The 13,808-nt window shown below is 66.2% G+C and carries 17 protein-coding genes and 1 riboswitch; of the genes, 14 read left to right on the top strand and 3 right to left on the bottom strand.

Annotation, left to right across the window (positions count from 1 at the left end; translation table 11 throughout):
* Window positions 1-122 precede the first annotated feature (122 nt).
* The 4 genes from OVA06_RS06270 to OVA06_RS19770 all read left to right on the top strand — a co-directional run bounded on the left by OVA06_RS06270 (window position 123) and on the right by OVA06_RS19770 (window position 2,443).
* Entirely contained in the window at window positions 123-722 is a 600-nt protein-coding gene (locus OVA06_RS06270; protein ID WP_056085096.1) for a GDSL-type esterase/lipase family protein, read from the top strand.
* A gap of 83 nt (window positions 723-805) precedes the next feature.
* On the top strand, window positions 806-1,633 hold the full coding sequence (locus tag OVA06_RS06265; protein WP_268157056.1) for a DUF4097 family beta strand repeat-containing protein: 828 nt from the start codon (window positions 806-808) through the stop codon (window positions 1,631-1,633).
* Window positions 1,633-2,247 carry a PadR family transcriptional regulator gene (locus OVA06_RS06260; protein WP_268157054.1) on the top strand — a complete coding sequence of 205 codons (615 nt, stop codon included), beginning with the start codon at window positions 1,633-1,635 and terminating at the stop codon, window positions 2,245-2,247. Before OVA06_RS06265 ends, OVA06_RS06260 begins: the two co-directional genes overlap by 1 nt.
* 121 nt (window positions 2,248-2,368) lie before the next feature.
* Window positions 2,369-2,443, top strand: a complete 75-nt coding sequence (locus OVA06_RS19770) for a 50S ribosomal protein bL37 (protein WP_369299106.1) — start codon at window positions 2,369-2,371, stop codon at window positions 2,441-2,443.
* A 158-nt stretch (window positions 2,444-2,601) separates the two neighbouring features.
* Here the strand turns inward: OVA06_RS19770 and rsrA are convergent, their stop codons facing one another.
* The gene (gene rsrA / locus OVA06_RS06255) at window positions 2,602-2,862 is read right to left on the bottom strand and encodes a mycothiol system anti-sigma-R factor (RefSeq protein ID WP_056085089.1); all 261 of its coding nucleotides are present in this window, start codon (window positions 2,860-2,862) and stop codon (window positions 2,602-2,604) included.
* Window positions 2,859-3,623 carry a sigma-70 family RNA polymerase sigma factor gene (locus OVA06_RS06250; protein ID WP_268157052.1) on the bottom strand — a complete coding sequence of 255 codons (765 nt, stop codon included), beginning with the start codon at window positions 3,621-3,623 and terminating at the stop codon, window positions 2,859-2,861. Before OVA06_RS06250 ends, rsrA begins: the two co-directional genes overlap by 4 nt.
* Before the next feature lie 295 nt (window positions 3,624-3,918).
* Here OVA06_RS06250 and OVA06_RS06245 point away from each other — a divergent pair, with 295 nt between their 5' ends.
* From OVA06_RS06245 to OVA06_RS06200, 10 genes are all read left to right on the top strand, one after another.
* On the top strand, window positions 3,919-4,467 hold the full coding sequence (locus OVA06_RS06245) for a DoxX family protein (protein WP_056085088.1): 549 nt from the start codon (window positions 3,919-3,921) through the stop codon (window positions 4,465-4,467).
* Between the two features lie 5 nt (window positions 4,468-4,472).
* Window positions 4,473-5,900 carry a 3-phosphoshikimate 1-carboxyvinyltransferase gene (aroA, locus tag OVA06_RS06240; protein ID WP_268157049.1) on the top strand — a complete coding sequence of 476 codons (1,428 nt, stop codon included), beginning with the start codon at window positions 4,473-4,475 and terminating at the stop codon, window positions 5,898-5,900.
* Window positions 5,884-6,999, top strand: coding sequence for a ribosome small subunit-dependent GTPase A (gene rsgA / locus OVA06_RS06235; RefSeq protein ID WP_268157047.1), 1,116 nt, complete (start codon window positions 5,884-5,886; stop codon window positions 6,997-6,999). Before aroA ends, rsgA begins: the two co-directional genes overlap by 17 nt.
* A 61-nt stretch (window positions 7,000-7,060) precedes the next feature.
* On the top strand, window positions 7,061-7,873 hold the full coding sequence (hisN, locus tag OVA06_RS06230) for a histidinol-phosphatase (RefSeq protein ID WP_015937565.1): 813 nt from the start codon (window positions 7,061-7,063) through the stop codon (window positions 7,871-7,873).
* Between the two features lie 161 nt (window positions 7,874-8,034).
* Window positions 8,035-8,148: riboswitch (SAM riboswitch) on the top strand.
* A gap of 38 nt (window positions 8,149-8,186) precedes the next feature.
* Window positions 8,187-9,605 (top strand): aminotransferase class V-fold PLP-dependent enzyme, encoded by a 1,419-nt coding sequence (locus OVA06_RS06225; protein ID WP_268157045.1) that lies wholly within the window; start codon window positions 8,187-8,189, stop codon window positions 9,603-9,605.
* A gap of 77 nt (window positions 9,606-9,682) precedes the next feature.
* Complete coding sequence (locus tag OVA06_RS06220; RefSeq protein ID WP_261619212.1) at window positions 9,683-10,441, top strand: class I SAM-dependent methyltransferase; 759 nt, start codon at window positions 9,683-9,685, stop codon at window positions 10,439-10,441.
* 45 nt (window positions 10,442-10,486) lie between these two features.
* Window positions 10,487-11,200: a metal-dependent transcriptional regulator gene (locus OVA06_RS06215; protein WP_056085076.1), complete on the top strand. Its 714-nt coding sequence runs from the start codon at window positions 10,487-10,489 to the stop codon at window positions 11,198-11,200.
* Between the two features lie 15 nt (window positions 11,201-11,215).
* Entirely contained in the window at window positions 11,216-11,650 is a 435-nt protein-coding gene (locus OVA06_RS06210; RefSeq protein ID WP_056085074.1) for a fluoride efflux transporter FluC, read from the top strand.
* Entirely contained in the window at window positions 11,647-12,048 is a 402-nt protein-coding gene (locus OVA06_RS06205) for a fluoride efflux transporter FluC (RefSeq protein ID WP_056085072.1), read from the top strand. The genes OVA06_RS06210 and OVA06_RS06205 overlap by 4 nt, the downstream gene beginning before the upstream one ends.
* Before the next feature lie 50 nt (window positions 12,049-12,098).
* Entirely contained in the window at window positions 12,099-12,476 is a 378-nt protein-coding gene (locus tag OVA06_RS06200; protein WP_268157042.1) for a hypothetical protein, read from the top strand.
* A gap of 15 nt (window positions 12,477-12,491) precedes the next feature.
* Here OVA06_RS06200 and OVA06_RS06195 read toward each other — a convergent pair whose 3' ends face one another.
* Window positions 12,492-13,493 carry a S1C family serine protease gene (locus OVA06_RS06195; RefSeq protein WP_268157040.1) on the bottom strand — a complete coding sequence of 334 codons (1,002 nt, stop codon included), beginning with the start codon at window positions 13,491-13,493 and terminating at the stop codon, window positions 12,492-12,494.
* Window positions 13,494-13,808 lie beyond the last annotated feature (315 nt).

Raw genomic sequence — 13,808 nt, 5'->3', positions numbered from 1 at the left:
ATACCAGACTCTGGCCGGGCAGTTCTGTTTAATGGATGGACAGCGCCCTTTGTGTGCCGGTTGCAGCTCCAGGCGGCAACCGGCACGCACCGGCCGGTCAGTACGAACGTTAAGAGGATCGTGTGGAAGACAGGAAGCTGCGCATAGCAGCTGTAGGAGACGAACTGCTGGCCGGACTGGGAGACCCCCGCGCGCTGGGTTGGCTGGGGCGTGTCCTTGCCCGGACGCCACAGGACGGCATGCTGCTGGAAAGCTATGCCTTGCCCTGCCCCCAGGAAGGCACCGAGGGGTTGGCCGCCCGTTGGCTGGGCGAGGCCGGGCGGCGTTTCAGCGACCAGGCGGAGAACCGGCTGGTCATCGGGCTGTCGGGCCGCGACATTGAGTTTGGCCTGTCCACGGCACGGAGCCGGCTTAACCTCGCCAACATCCTCGACTCCGCCTCGCAAAACCGGATCGAGGTCTTCGTCGTGGGCCCGCCGCCCACCCTGGACCCGGCCCAAAACCGGCGCCTGGACGAGCTGAACACTGCCTTCGCCGATGTCACCACCCGCCGGAAGCACCTGTACGTGGACACCTTTTCCCCCTTGCTCAACCATGAGCAGTGGCGCCAGGACCTCGCCGCCAATGGCGGCACTCCCGGGCAGGCTGGCTATGGACTCATGGCCTGGTTGGTCCTGCACCGCGGCTGGTTCCAGTGGCTGCGGATCAGCGCCCCGGAGTAGCCGGGCTTCGCGATATATCTTGACCGGCCCGGGCCTCCCGCGTACGCTGGACGCAACCGCGATATATCGTCTTTGGAGGGGAAATGCCTGAGCAGAGCTGGACAGTCACCAGTCCACAAACCATCGATGTCGACGCCGTGACGTCGCTGAAGCTCGGCATGGTCAGCGGCAGGTTCGATGTTGTGACCCACGAAGAGCCGGTGACCCGCGTTGAGATCTCCCAGGTTGAGGGGGATCCCGTCGCGGTCTCGGTGGTGGACGGCAGGCTTGAGATCCGCCACCAGTTGCACGGCCCCCAAGGCTGGTTCAAGAACCTGATGGGCACAGTCAGCCACCACAGCGACAATTCCGCGATCATCAGCATCGCAGTCCCGGAAAATGTGGAAGTTGAGGCAGGCACTGTCAGCGGCGACGGACTGGTGTCCGGCATCTCCGGACACACCAGGCTGAACACCGTCTCGGGATCGGTCATGGCGGACGGCACGGCCGGTGAGCTGCACGTCAATACCGTCAGCGGGGATGTGACCGCCCGGAGCCACTCCGGCCTGCTGACCGCGAAGAGCGTTTCCGGCGAGGTCACCGTTTCCGGCACCCTCAGCCACGTCCGGGCCAACACGGTCAGTGGGGACCTCAGCTTCGACCTGCACGGTTTTACCGAGGATTTTGGTTCCAACTCGGTTTCCGGGGACCTGACGATCCGGCTGCCGCATGATGTCGGCGTGGACATCGTGGCCAAATCGGCCAGTGGCGCGGTGGTCATCAACAACCACCGGTATGCCCAGGTGGGCGGCAAGGTGGAAACAATCGCCGGGCCGGACCGCCAACTGATGCTGGTCCGGACAAATTCGATCTCCGGCACCACATCGATCTTCCACGGGGCGGAGCGCGGTAACGCGGAAGCAGGGCTCTGATGCCCCCGGTATTCGCACACGGCGCCCTCCGCCTGTATCTCCTTGCACTCCTGGAGTCAGGGCCGAAACACGGCTATGAGCTCATCAAGGCCCTGAAAGACAGGTTTGGCGGCACCTACTCCCCCAGTGCGGGCACCATCTACCCCCGCCTCGGCAAGCTTGAGGAGGAAGGGCTGGTTTCCACCGAAACCGCCGGCAGGAGGACCAATTACCGCATCACCGAGTCCGGCCTTGCCGAGCTGGACAGCCGCCGCGACGAACTGGCCGGGGTCGAGAACGAGATCTCGGCCTCCGTGCGCCGGCTGGCGGACAATCTCCGGGAAGACATCCGAAGCAACATGCGCGGCCTTCGCGCGGACCTTGCAGCCACGGCAGAGGCCGCCCGTGCCACCGCCACCGCTGCGGAGTTCCGGGGCAGGAGCGGACGCACCCCGGCAGAGGGAAACCGGTCGCTGAAGGAAGCGGAAATGATGCTGCAGGCCTTCCGCGACGACCTCCGGCGGGAGCTGCGGCTGAAGGCGGGCAAGGAGCCGCTCAGCCCCGTGGCACTGGAGACTGTGCGCACCGTCCTGGAGCAAGCCAGGATCGCCGTACTGAACTCCCTGGCGCGCTAGCAGCGGCCGCAGCCGCCTGATCCAGCTGCAGGTCATGAGGCGGTGCCGGTTCGCGGCGGGTCTGATCATGTGGGAGACTGGAGGGCAGCTCTTTTGAGTACCGAAAGTAAGGAGGCCAGCTATGAGCAAGCGTGCACGCAAGCGTCGTGACCGTAAGCGTGGCGGCGCGAACCACGGGAAGCGCCCCAACACCTAGGCAACAGCCAGGTACCACGGTTCAAGTGAAAGACCCCGGACGCCAATCGGCTCCCGGGGTCTTTTACTGTTTAACTTGCTGCTGCTTCCCACACCCAACGTATCCAGTTGAGGGCGGTGGCGTCGCGGCGCGTGGTCAGCGCACCGCTGTGTCCCTGGCTAGGCGTCCACGGGCCTGATGGCGTGAATGCGGTCCAGGATGGCGTTCTTGAGGTTGTCCGGGGCCGCTTCGGTGCAGGAGCGCTTCACCATGTTCCGGATGACGCACTCGAGGTCATACTGCTCCGTGCATTCCGGGCACTCGTCGAGGTGGTTCTTGATCTCCGTGATGTCCTCACGGGTCAGCGCACCATCGAGGTACTCATAGATGCGTTGCATCCGGGCGTCGTCGCAATCGCCCAATCCCTGGCAGTCGCTCATTTCCTGCTCTCCTGTTGTTTGGTGTCGGCCGCGGCCTGCGATTCCACGCCCGTCTTGAATCCGCGCTCCGCGGCGTACTCCGCGAGCATGTCCCGCAACATCTTCCGGCCGCGGTGCAGCCGGGACATCACCGTTCCAATGGGGGTGTTCATGATGTCGGAAATTTCCTTGTATGCGAACCCCTCGACATCCGCGAAGTACACGGCAAGCCGGAACTCCTCGGGAATGGCCTGAAGGGCTCGTTTAACGTCGGAGTCCGGAAGGTGGTCCAACGCCTCTGCCTCGGCGGAACGGAGTCCGCTTGAGGTGTGCGACTCGGCCCGCGCCAACTGCCAGTCCTCGATGGTGTCCGAGTTGGACTGAAGGGGCTCGCGCTGCCGCTTCCGGTACAAATTGATGTAGGTGTTTGTCAGAATCCGGTACAGCCAGGCTTTCAGGTTTGTTCCCGGCTTGTACTGGTGGAAGGCCGAAAATGCTTTGGTGTAAGCCTCCTGCACCAGGTCCTCAGCGTCGGACGGGTTCCGGGCCATCCGCATGGCGGCAGAGTAAAGCTGGTCGACGTACTGCATGGCATCACGCTCAAAACGGAGCCTGCGTTCCTCGACCGATTCGGCGGTAACATCCAGGCCGTTACCGCCCGAATCGCCGGCAGGTACGTCCCGGGTTTCCCCGCTGCCTGCCGGCACCGCAGCGTTTCCGCCCTTAGCTTCAGCGCTGGACGCTTCATACATGGCCGAAACGGCCGGATCCAAGGTACTCATTGCCTTCAAGTCTACTGTCAGGCTCTTCGTCCCGGCGCTGCCGTACTCCGGCAACGCGTCCGATACCAGGTCCAGTGCCACCGGCCCTGGAGCACCAACTCCGTCCAACACCCTCGCCAAGGCCCAACTCCGCTCTCTGTCCGGTGTCCCGATCTGCTGCTTGCTTTCGGGCCCAGCCCCCTGTGCGGACCCATGAGCCATAACCGCCGGCCTTGGGCAAATATTCCCTAAAAGTGCAAGACTAGAACGGACTTACGCCGCTGCCGATGCGGTTCGTCCAGCCAGGAGGAAATCCATGTCCTTTGTCCGCACGCTCGCCCGCCCCATGCTGGCTTCCAGCTTCGTCATTGCAGGATTGGACAAGCTCAAGAACGCCGACGACACTGCCCAGCAGTTGTCTCCCCTGCTCCGCAAGGCGGCGGCGTCCCTGCCTTTCCAAACGGACGAGAAGACCCTCGCCCGGGTGATCGGAGGAACCCAGGTGGGCGCGGGAGTGCTCTTTGGACTGGGCAAGTTCTCCCGGGTTTCCGCCACCGTCCTGACGGTGGTCTCGCTGCTTAACACATTCGTTGAATGGCGCAGCGCGGACATCAGCAGCAAGGAAGGCCGCGAAGCCCGCCGGGGCAGGCTGCTCAAGAACCTGTCGCTCAGCGGCGGCGCACTGCTGGCTTCGGTTGACACCGCAGGCAGGCCCGGACTGGCGTGGCGCGCGGAACACCTGGCAGCCGACGCCCGCAAGGGTGCCGCCCACCTCGCCGCGGATGCGCGCAAGACCACGAACAAGAAGCTGACCAAAGCAGACAAGGCCGTGCGCCGCGCCGTGGAGCAGGCTACGGGGGCCTAAAGGACATGATCGCTGCAGCCGCTGCCCGGAATGACTCCGGAACGACTGTCCCCCACTGGCCGGCACCCTACGCAGGCCGTCCGGTAGACGCCACCGTCACGGTTCCCGGCTCAAAGTCCCTGACCAACAGGTATCTTGTCCTGGCTGCCTTGGCTGACGGGCCGTCGCGGTTGCGGGCGCCCCTGCATTCCCGGGATTCGGTCCTGATGATCGAGGCGCTGCGCCAGCTGGGCGCCACGATTACCGAGGTTCCCGGGGACGGCGCCTTCGGCCCCGACCTTGAGGTAGTTCCGCTGCAGCACCAGGACCATGGAGGACAGGAGGACGCAGCGGGCACCGCGGTGCACATCGACTGCGGCCTTGCCGGCACCGTCATGCGCTTCGTTCCACCACTCGCTGCGCTGCGCAGCGGTGCCAGCACGTTCGACGGCGACCCGCACGCACGCAAGCGCCCCATGGGGACGATCATCGAGGCCCTGAAAGCCCTTGGCGTCAATGTCTCGGCGGAAGATGGCGGCACTCCCGCGTCGCTGCCATTTGTCGTCGAAGGAACCGGAGAAGTCCGCGGCGGGCATCTGGTCATCGACGCCAGTGCGTCCTCGCAGTTCGTCTCCGCACTCCTGCTGGTCGGTGCACGGTTTACCGAAGGCCTGCACCTGGAGCACGTCGGCAAGCCGGTGCCCAGCCTCGACCACATCAATATGACGGTGGCCGTGCTCCGCGGCGCCGGTGTGCAGGTGGACGATTCCGTTCCCAACCACTGGGTGGTTTCTCCGGGACCCATCCGTGCCTTTGACCAGCAGATCGAACAGGACCTTTCCAATGCTGGTCCGTTCCTGGCCGCCGCCCTCGCATCCGGAGGAACCGTCAGGATCCCGGGCTGGCCGGAGCAGACGCAGCAGGTAGGCGACCTGTGGCGCAGCATCCTGGCCCGGATGGGCGCAGAAGTAACACTGCTGGAGGGGGTGTTGACGGTCCGGGGCGGTCCCGAGATCAAAGGGGCGGATTTCGCCGACACCAGCGAGCTGGCGCCAACAGTGGCCGCGCTGTGTGCCCTGGCCACCGGCCCCTCCCGCCTGAGCGGCATTGCCCACCTCCGGGGGCATGAAACGGACAGGCTCGCCGCACTGGTCACCGAGATCAACCGCCTGGGCGGCGACGCGGAGGAAACCAGCGACGGCCTGGTCATCCGCCCGGCAAAGCTGCATGCCGGCGTCGTCCACAGCTATGCCGACCACCGCATGGCCACTGCCGGGGCAATCCTCGGCCTCGCCGTCGAGGGGGTCCAGGTGGAAGACATCGCAACGACGGCCAAAACCATGCCGGACTTCCCGCGGCTGTGGACGGGCATGCTCGCGCAGCAGGGCACGGCCCCTGCCACACAAGGCTCCGAAAACGGAGCGGGAGGTTCGGCCGGTGCCGCGGAGGACTGACTCCTGGGACGAATCCGACGTCCGGATCCGGCCCAACAAGAAGGGCACCCGGCCGCGCACGAAGGACCGCCCCAGCCACGACGACGCCGTAACAGGCCGCATCATCACCGTCGACCGCGGGCGCTACACCGCCGTCGTTGACGAAGACTCCGGCGATGAACGGACAGTCATTGCCGCGCGCGCGCGGGAGCTGCGCCGGAACCCGGTGGTTGCCGGCGATTTCGTCTCCCTCGTCGGCGACGTGTCCGGGGATCCCAACACCCTGGCGAGGCTCGTCAAAATCCAGGACCGCAGCACCCTCCTGCGCCGCAGTGCAGACGACACTGACCCCGTGGAACGTGCCGTCGTGGCCAACGCCGACCAGCTGGTGGTAGTGGTGGCAGCAGCCAACCCCGAGCCCCGCACAGGGTTCATCGACCGCGCCCTCGTGGCAGCGTACGACGCCGGCATCGAGCCGATCCTGCTGGTCACCAAAGCGGACGTGAAGGATCCCGGCGAGTTCCTGGCCAACTACACGCACCTTGACTTCCCGGTCATCATCAGCCGGACCGCCGACCTGAAGGCGTCAGGCATTGACGCGCGCTCCGATGACGGGTTGTCGGCCCGGCTGGACAGTGACGCTGTTGCCGGGCTCAGGGCCCACCTGGGCGGCAAGGTCACTGTGATGCTGGGGCACTCCGGCGTCGGCAAATCCACCATGGTGAACGCCCTGACCGGTGCGGAACGGGCCACCGGCGGTGTGAATGCGGTAACCGGACGGGGACGGCACACGTCGTCGTCGGCCCTTGCCCTGCGCCTGGCCGACGCCCCACCCGGCAGCTGGATCATCGACACCCCCGGCATCCGGTCATTTGGCCTTGCCCACGTGGATCCGGACCGGATCCTGAGGTCATTCCCGGATCTTTCGCCGGGCACTGATGATTGCGAACGCGGCTGCAAGCACACCGCCGCTGCCGTCAACTGCGGGCTCGACGCCTGGGTGGCCGGCGGACACGCAGGACCCACCGGTGAAGCGCGCCTGGCTTCGCTCCGGCGGCTCCTGGGCACCGATCCCAGGATGGAAGCCCAGGAGGCCAAGGAGCTCGGCACCATCAGCTGACAGCACCAACCGGCACGGCCGACCTCCCGGCAGAAACGGCGCCAGACGGTAGTTTGGAACCATGATCCAACCCGCTTCGACCTATAACGACGACCTGCGCCTGGCCCATGTCCTGGCCGACTCCGTGGATGACCAGACCATGAGCCGCTTCAAGGCGCAGGACCTCCACGTGGAGACCAAGCCCGACCTGACGCCGGTCACCGATGCGGACAAAGCCGCCGAGGAAGCCATCCGCGGCCAGCTCTCACGTTCCCGGCCACGCGACGCTGTGCTGGGCGAAGAGTTCGGCAGCACCGGCCACGGCTCCCGGCGGTGGATCATCGATCCCATCGACGGCACCAAGAACTTCGTCCGCGGAGTTCCCGTCTGGGCCACGCTCATCGCCCTCGTTGATGAGGGCGAGCCGGTGGTTGGCGTTGTCAGCGCACCCGCCCTGGGTAAGCGGTGGTGGGCCGCCAAAGGCATGGGGGCTTACATGGGCCGATCCCTTGCGTCGGCCACCCGGCTCCGGGTCTCGGACGTTTCCACCCTGTCCGACGCCTCGCTGTCCTATTCCAGCCTCGGCGGCTGGAAGGAACGCGGCAACCTGGACGACTTCCTGGGCCTGACTGAGGACGTCTGGCGCACGCGCGCCTACGGCGATTTCTGGTCCTACTGCATGGTGGCCGAAGGATCGGTGGACATCGCCTGCGAGCCCGAGCTGAACCTTTATGACATGGCCGCCCTCGTGCCCATCGTGGTGGAGGCAGGCGGCCGCTTCACTTCGCTCGAAGGTGAGGACGGGCCGTTCGGCGGGAACGCCCTGGCCACCAATTCCATCCTGCACACCGAAGTGCTGCACCGGCTCAACCCCGGACTGGACGACCTGCTGTAAGCCGGCCTCCTTCCGAACAATCGACCGCGGGCGCCTCCAAAAGGGGGCGCCCGCCGTCGTATTCTTCGGAGAAAGTCCCGTTTCCAGGCCGCGCGTAACAAAAGCCTTAACAATCCCCCCGGCTTCGGACCGGGCCGCCTGATGTTCTATGGTTTTATCCAGGTCACGAGTGCCAGCGCTAAACCCCGGTTTGCTGGCCGGCAACCCTCCATTCGCGGTGGGGTGCCCCGGGTGACGACCAGGCCGGTCCGGAGCGGATGCGGCAAGCGCGGATTCCAGCACAGCCGGAGTCCTGTCCTGAAGTGAGGTCTCCATGACTACTGCCGTCGAATCCCCCATTACCGCCATCGCCGCCGGGAACGTTCCTGACGAACGCCTGGCCGCCGCCGGACGTCCGCTTTCAGCGGTTACAGGCGCCGAAATCCTGGCCCCGTTGATCTCCGGCGGGCACGTCCGCTACGCCAACCTTGACTACGGGGCCTCCGCCCCGGCCCTGACCGTGGTGTCGGCCTACCTCAACGAGATCCTGCCGTTCTACGCCAGCGTCCACCGCGGTGCCGGATACGCATCGCAGATCAGCACTTCGGTCTACGAGAACGCGCGCAACATCGTCCGCGAGTTCGTCGGCGGGCGCCCCGACGATTCCGTGATCTTCACCAGGAACACCACCGATTCCCTCAACCTGCTGGCCGGCTGCCTCCCCGGCACCGACGGCGAACCCGCCGGTGACGTCCTCTACCTGGACATCGAACACCACGCCAACCTGCTGCCGTGGCAGGGTGTCCCCCACCGGAGCATCGTCGCCGCAGACACGATCGCCGGGACCATCGATTCCGTGCGCACCGAGCTTGAGCAGGGCGGCGTCAGCCTCCTGGCCGTGACCGGCGCCTCCAACGTCACCGGCGAAATCCTGCCCATCAGGGAGCTTGCCGCCCTCGCCCACCGTCACGGTGCGCGCATCGTGGTGGACGCGGCCCAGCTGGCGCCGCACCGCCGCGTGGACATCAGCGCCGACGACGTCGACTACCTTGCCTTCTCCGGGCACAAGCTCTACGCACCGTTTGGCGCGGGTGTCCTGGTGGGCCGCCCGGACTGGCTCGACGCCGGAACTCCGCACCTCGCCGGCGGTGGCGCCGTCAAGGAGGCAAAGCTCGACGGCGTCAGCTGGGCCATCGGCCCGGCCCGCCATGAGGGCGGCTCCCCCAACGTACTGGGTGCGGCTACCTTGGCGCGGGCAACACAGGTTATCGCGAGCCTGGACCAGGACCGCTGGCACGCCCACGAGTCGGCCATCCGTTCCTACCTGGTGGAAGGCCTGCAGGCGATCGACGGCGTCACGGTGCACCAGATCTTCAAGGACACCGATCCTGACAAGGACACCATCGGGGTGGTGAACTTCTCTGTGGCGGGTTACGACGCCGGCCTGGTAGCCGCCTACTTGTCCGCCGAACACGGCGTGGGACTCCGCGATGGCCGCTTCTGCGCCCACCCGCTGCTGAAGCGCCTGGGGCTGCCATCGGGATCGCTGCGGGCAAGCTTTGGAGTGGGCTCCCGGCTGGAAGATGCCCAGCGGCTCCTCGCAGGCATTGAAAAGCTCCGCCGGGACGGGCTCGGCTGGGACTACGTGGTCGATGCCGGCCGATGGGTGCCGGCCAACGACACCAGGACCTACCCCCACTGGGCACCGAACACCCCGGGAACGGCCGGCGCAGCGCCCTGCATCGACGACTGACCGCCGGGAGCCGGCACCCGGATGCATGCTGTAAATTCGGACGGTACCCGCAGGGAATCAGCTGAAGGAGGCCGCACGTGGTTCGGGGTGGGCCCAAGCTCGATCACGGGCGGCGCCGGGAGCTCGGCCAGAGCTTCCAGGACGGCGGCAAGCACTATGACAAGGTCCGTCCGGGGTATCCGGCGGAGTCGGCACGGTGGCTGGTGCCCGCAGGCGCCCATGATGCGCTCGACGTCGGCGCAGGGACAGGCAAATTCACTGACCTGCTGCTGGCGCTCGGATTGTCCGTAACCGCCGTCGATCCCTCCGCGGACATGCTGGCGCAACTCTCCGCCCAATACCCGGCAGCTGCTGCCCTGCGCGGCACCGCCGAGGCCACCGGGCTCGATGACGCAAGTTTCGACGTCGTCAGCGTTGCCCAGGCCTGGCACTGGTGTGACGCCCTCGCGGCCAGCACGGAACTTGCCAGAGTCCTCCGTCCGCAGGGAACGCTGGGACTGGTGTGGAACCAGCTGGACACCTCGGTACCGTGGGTGCACCGGCTTTCCCGCATCATGCATGCCGGGGACGTCTATAAGCCCGGGCAGCGGCCGCTGGTGGGCCCGGAGTTCGAGGGCCTCGAAGGGCACGTGACCCGCTGGCAGGATCCTGTCACCCCTGCCGACCTGATGGAACTGACCAAATCCCGGAGCTATTACCTCCGGGCCAACGAACAGACCCGTGCCAAAGTCCTGGCGAACCTCACGTGGTACCTCCATGAGCATCTGGGGCATGCCGAGGGTGAAGAACTCAGCCTCCCCTACCTGACGTTGTCCTGGCGCGCCATCCGCGCGTGAGACGCGGATCCCGGCCGCGTCCCGCCAAAGGGTAGGCTTGAACGTGTGAAGACCAGCGCGCCCTCCTCCTCCATTGAGGACTACGTCAAGGTGGTCTATTCGTTCACGGAATGGCAGGACAAGCCCATCACGTCCTCCCAGCTGGCACAGCGCCTGGGAGTGGCAAATTCTTCAGTCTCGGAGATGGTCCGCAAGCTGAAAGACCAGGGGCTGGTGGACCACAAGCCCTACAGCGCGATTACCCTCACGGATGCCGGACTCCGGCTTGCACTGTCCATGGTGCGCCGCCACCGACTCATCGAAACGTACCTTGTCCAGCAGCTGGGCTACAGCTGGGATGAAGTCCACGACGAAGCCGAACTGCTGGAACACGCTGTCTCTGACACCTTTATCGACCGGGTGTCAGCGCAGCTGGGCCACCCGGACCGGGACCCGCATGGTGATCCCATTCCCACGGCCGACGGCAAGGTCCACATGCCCGTTGCCCGCCTCCTGGGCGAACTCGACGAGGGCCACACAGGCCGGATCACCCGCATCAGCGACGACAACCCTGAGCTGCTGCGCTACCTTGCGGCCGAAGAGATCGATCTTGATTCCGGGGTTGAAATCCTGGGACGGCGGCCCTTCGGAGGTGCCCTGATCGTGCGGATCAGCAATGCCGGCGGAACCAGGGAATTTGATCTCGCCGACGAGGTCACCTCCGCACTGTGGGTGCACACCGGCCACCCCCACGAGGGTTGCACCCTGACGGAGTCCTGACATGCGCAGGGCCGGATGAGGGAGACGTGGATTCCGTCGGGCCGTGCCTGGCTGGCTGTTGCCGCCGGCGGCCTCGTTGGTTCTGAACTCCGGTACGGACTGGGCCTGGCCTTCCCCGACCCCGCGGGGTCCGTGCCCTGGACAACGCTCTGGATCAACGTCGTCGGCAGTTTTGTCCTGGCCGCCCTGACCACCACCTGGATGGCGCGGCCGCAGACCGCATTCTGGCTCCGTGCCGGGCTGGGGCCGGGACTGCTTGGGTCCTTCACGACGTTTTCGGCGGTGGTGTTTGCCGTGGACCAGCTGGCGCGGGAGGGGCAGCATGTGCTGTGGATCGCTTACCTGGGTCTCTCCTTGCTGCTGGGCCTGCTCTCGGCGGCGCTGGGCTGGCGCCTCGGTAGGCTCACCGGGCGGTTGTCCGCGCGGGGCGGCTCCGGGAGCCGGCAGTGATCAGCGCCGCGTTGGTGGGAATTTTCGGTATCTCCGGTGCACTCCTGAGGTTCGCCACGGACAGCTGGTTCGCCCACCACAGCTCCCGGCGCACCGTACGGCCGGGACTGTCGAAGGAGCGGCTCCACTGGCCTTGGGCAACACTGGTGGTCAACGTGGCAGGCTCCTTCATCATCGGAATCTCGTACGGCCTCACGGCGCAGCTTGGGCTGGGGCACGAATGGAGCATTGGCCTTGCGACGGGCTTTGCAGGCGGCCTGACGACCTTCAGTTCCTGGACCACTGCCACGGTGCGTCTGCTCGGAGAGGCAAGGTTCGGAGCCGCAGCCATGAACGTCGCAGTGAACCTGGTACTGGGCCTTGGCGCTGCCGCCGCCGGCGTCGCGTTGGTGTCCTGAGGGCCCGTCCCGTCCATGGCGGCCTTTCCCGTTCACGTATTGTGGAGGTGATGATCAGCAGACGCGACGTGGCAATAGCCCTCGATATCCCCATGGAAATGGCCCAGCGCCACGGCCTCCCCAAGTTTATGTCCGAGGAGCAACTCGGCGCGCTGTTGGACAGCCCGCCGGCCTGGCTGGAACAGTCCCGTGCCAACCGGACGGGCAAACGGCCGGTCTGGGTTCACCTCGTGTGCGCGGTCTGCGGTTACGAGGAAGCGGCACGGCCTAAGAAATGGTGGCCGGACTTCACCTATGTAGTGTGCGACCATCACCGCCCGGACGATGTGCCGCCGGCCCAGGCAGGATTTGTCCGCAGCGAGTTCGACGGCGTGGGCACCCGCTTCATCGGCATCGCAGACGTGGAAGCGCCCGACGGCGGACGCTAACCCGTTCAGTCACGCTCACTTGGGGTTGCTGGTCATTTCGTCAGGGACCGCCACCAGGCGGAGGTCCGCCCCGTCACGGAGCACCGCCCCGTCACGGAGCACCGCCAGGTCCAATGGCTGGCCGATGGCATCGGAGAACAGCAGCCGCTGCAGGCTTTCGGCGTTGCTGACAGCCCTCCCGCCGGCGGTCAGCACGATATCCCCTGCAGCCAGGCCGGCCCGGTCTGCCGGAGAACCTGGCAGCACCTCAACGATGCGGAGGCCGTCCCGCGGGCCGCTCCTGATGACTGCGCTGGGAGTGAGCCGGACCGGGGTACTGACGAGTCCCAGGTAGGCCCGCCGCACCCGGCCGTCCGAGAGCAGGGCCGAAATGATCCGCCGGGTGGTGGAGTTGATGGGGATTGCCAGGCCCAGCCCTGCCCCGGCCACAGCGGTATTGATGCCCACGATCCTGCTGTGCGTATCGGCCAGGGCACCGCCTGAGTTTCCCGGATTCAAGGCGGCGTCGGTCTGGATGACGTCTTCGATCACCCTCCTGTTACCGTCCGCCCAGACCGGTATGGCGCGGCCCAGGCCACTGACCACTCCTGCTGTTACGGAACCTGCAAGTCCCAACGGGTTTCCGACCGCGATGACGAGTTGCCCAACGCGGAGGGACTCGGCATCTCCCAGCTCGGCGGGCCGGACCTTGGGGCGCCGGCCATGGACAACTGCAAGGTCGGACAGCGGGTCTGCGCCCACTAGCTCCAGCTCCAGCCTGCTCCCGTCGGCAAAGACAGCGTGCCCGTTCCTTGTTCCCGCCACTACGTGGGAGTTGGTGACGAGGTAGCCGTCCTCCGTGAAAAGCACCGCTGAGCCCGCTCCAACGCGCATCCGGCCGTTGCGGCGGGTAGCTGACATCTCAATGGCGGCAACATGCGGCGTGACCGCCGCTGCCACCCGCATGACTGTGCGTGAATACGAATCCAAGGCTTCGTCGTCGTACCTGTCCGAAGCCTCTTCCCGTGCGCGCTCCATGACGCACCTCCCTGTCCTGGCACCCCGCACCTGTCGCGCTGGAGGGCTTACCGGATACAACGGGCGGCCGAGCAACGCTAGTCCCTGGCCCGCTACGCCTTCGGTGAACGCCTGCTCTTCGTTCCCCTCCCCTGGTGCAGCCGCGTATCCGCCGCGCCCCGGGCCGCTTGTCACCTTGGCCTGCCCACACCATCACCGCGGTATGTCCGGTGCTAAAGTACCCGAGGGGATTTCCTCCACAACCTCACAGCATGTGGGTTGTCTTGGCTTCACCGACGATGCGGCTTTCATGCCATCCGGGCGTTGTTCCCGGTG

It is taken from the genome of Pseudarthrobacter sp. SL88, from assembly GCF_026672455.1.
GTDB lineage: Bacteria > Actinomycetota > Actinomycetes > Actinomycetales > Micrococcaceae > Arthrobacter.
The sequence above is the reverse complement of the archived record's forward strand: the minus strand, read 5'-3'. Positions and strand labels throughout refer to the sequence as shown.

Bases quoted from the DNA above. Each gene is read 5' to 3' on its own strand.
- OVA06_RS06265 (WP_268157056.1), top strand. From the start codon at position 806: ATGCCTGAGCAGAGCTGGACAGTCACCAGTCCACAAACCATCGATGTC.
- OVA06_RS06260 (WP_268157054.1), top strand. From the start codon at position 1,633: ATGCCCCCGGTATTCGCACACGGCGCCCTCCGCCTGTATCTCCTTGCA.
- rsrA (WP_056085089.1), bottom strand. From the start codon at position 2,862: ATGAGCGACTGCCAGGGATTGGGCGATTGCGACGACGCCCGGATGCAA.
- OVA06_RS06250 (WP_268157052.1), bottom strand. From the start codon at position 3,623: ATGAGTACCTTGGATCCGGCCGTTTCGGCCATGTATGAAGCGTCCAGC.
- OVA06_RS06245 (WP_056085088.1), top strand. From the start codon at position 3,919: ATGTCCTTTGTCCGCACGCTCGCCCGCCCCATGCTGGCTTCCAGCTTC.
- aroA (WP_268157049.1), top strand. From the start codon at position 4,473: ATGATCGCTGCAGCCGCTGCCCGGAATGACTCCGGAACGACTGTCCCC.
- hisN (WP_015937565.1), top strand. From the start codon at position 7,061: ATGATCCAACCCGCTTCGACCTATAACGACGACCTGCGCCTGGCCCAT.
- OVA06_RS06225 (WP_268157045.1), top strand. From the start codon at position 8,187: ATGACTACTGCCGTCGAATCCCCCATTACCGCCATCGCCGCCGGGAAC.
- OVA06_RS06210 (WP_056085074.1), top strand. From the start codon at position 11,216: ATGAGGGAGACGTGGATTCCGTCGGGCCGTGCCTGGCTGGCTGTTGCC.
- OVA06_RS06200 (WP_268157042.1), top strand. From the start codon at position 12,099: ATGATCAGCAGACGCGACGTGGCAATAGCCCTCGATATCCCCATGGAA.
- OVA06_RS06195 (WP_268157040.1), bottom strand. From the start codon at position 13,493: ATGGAGCGCGCACGGGAAGAGGCTTCGGACAGGTACGACGACGAAGCC.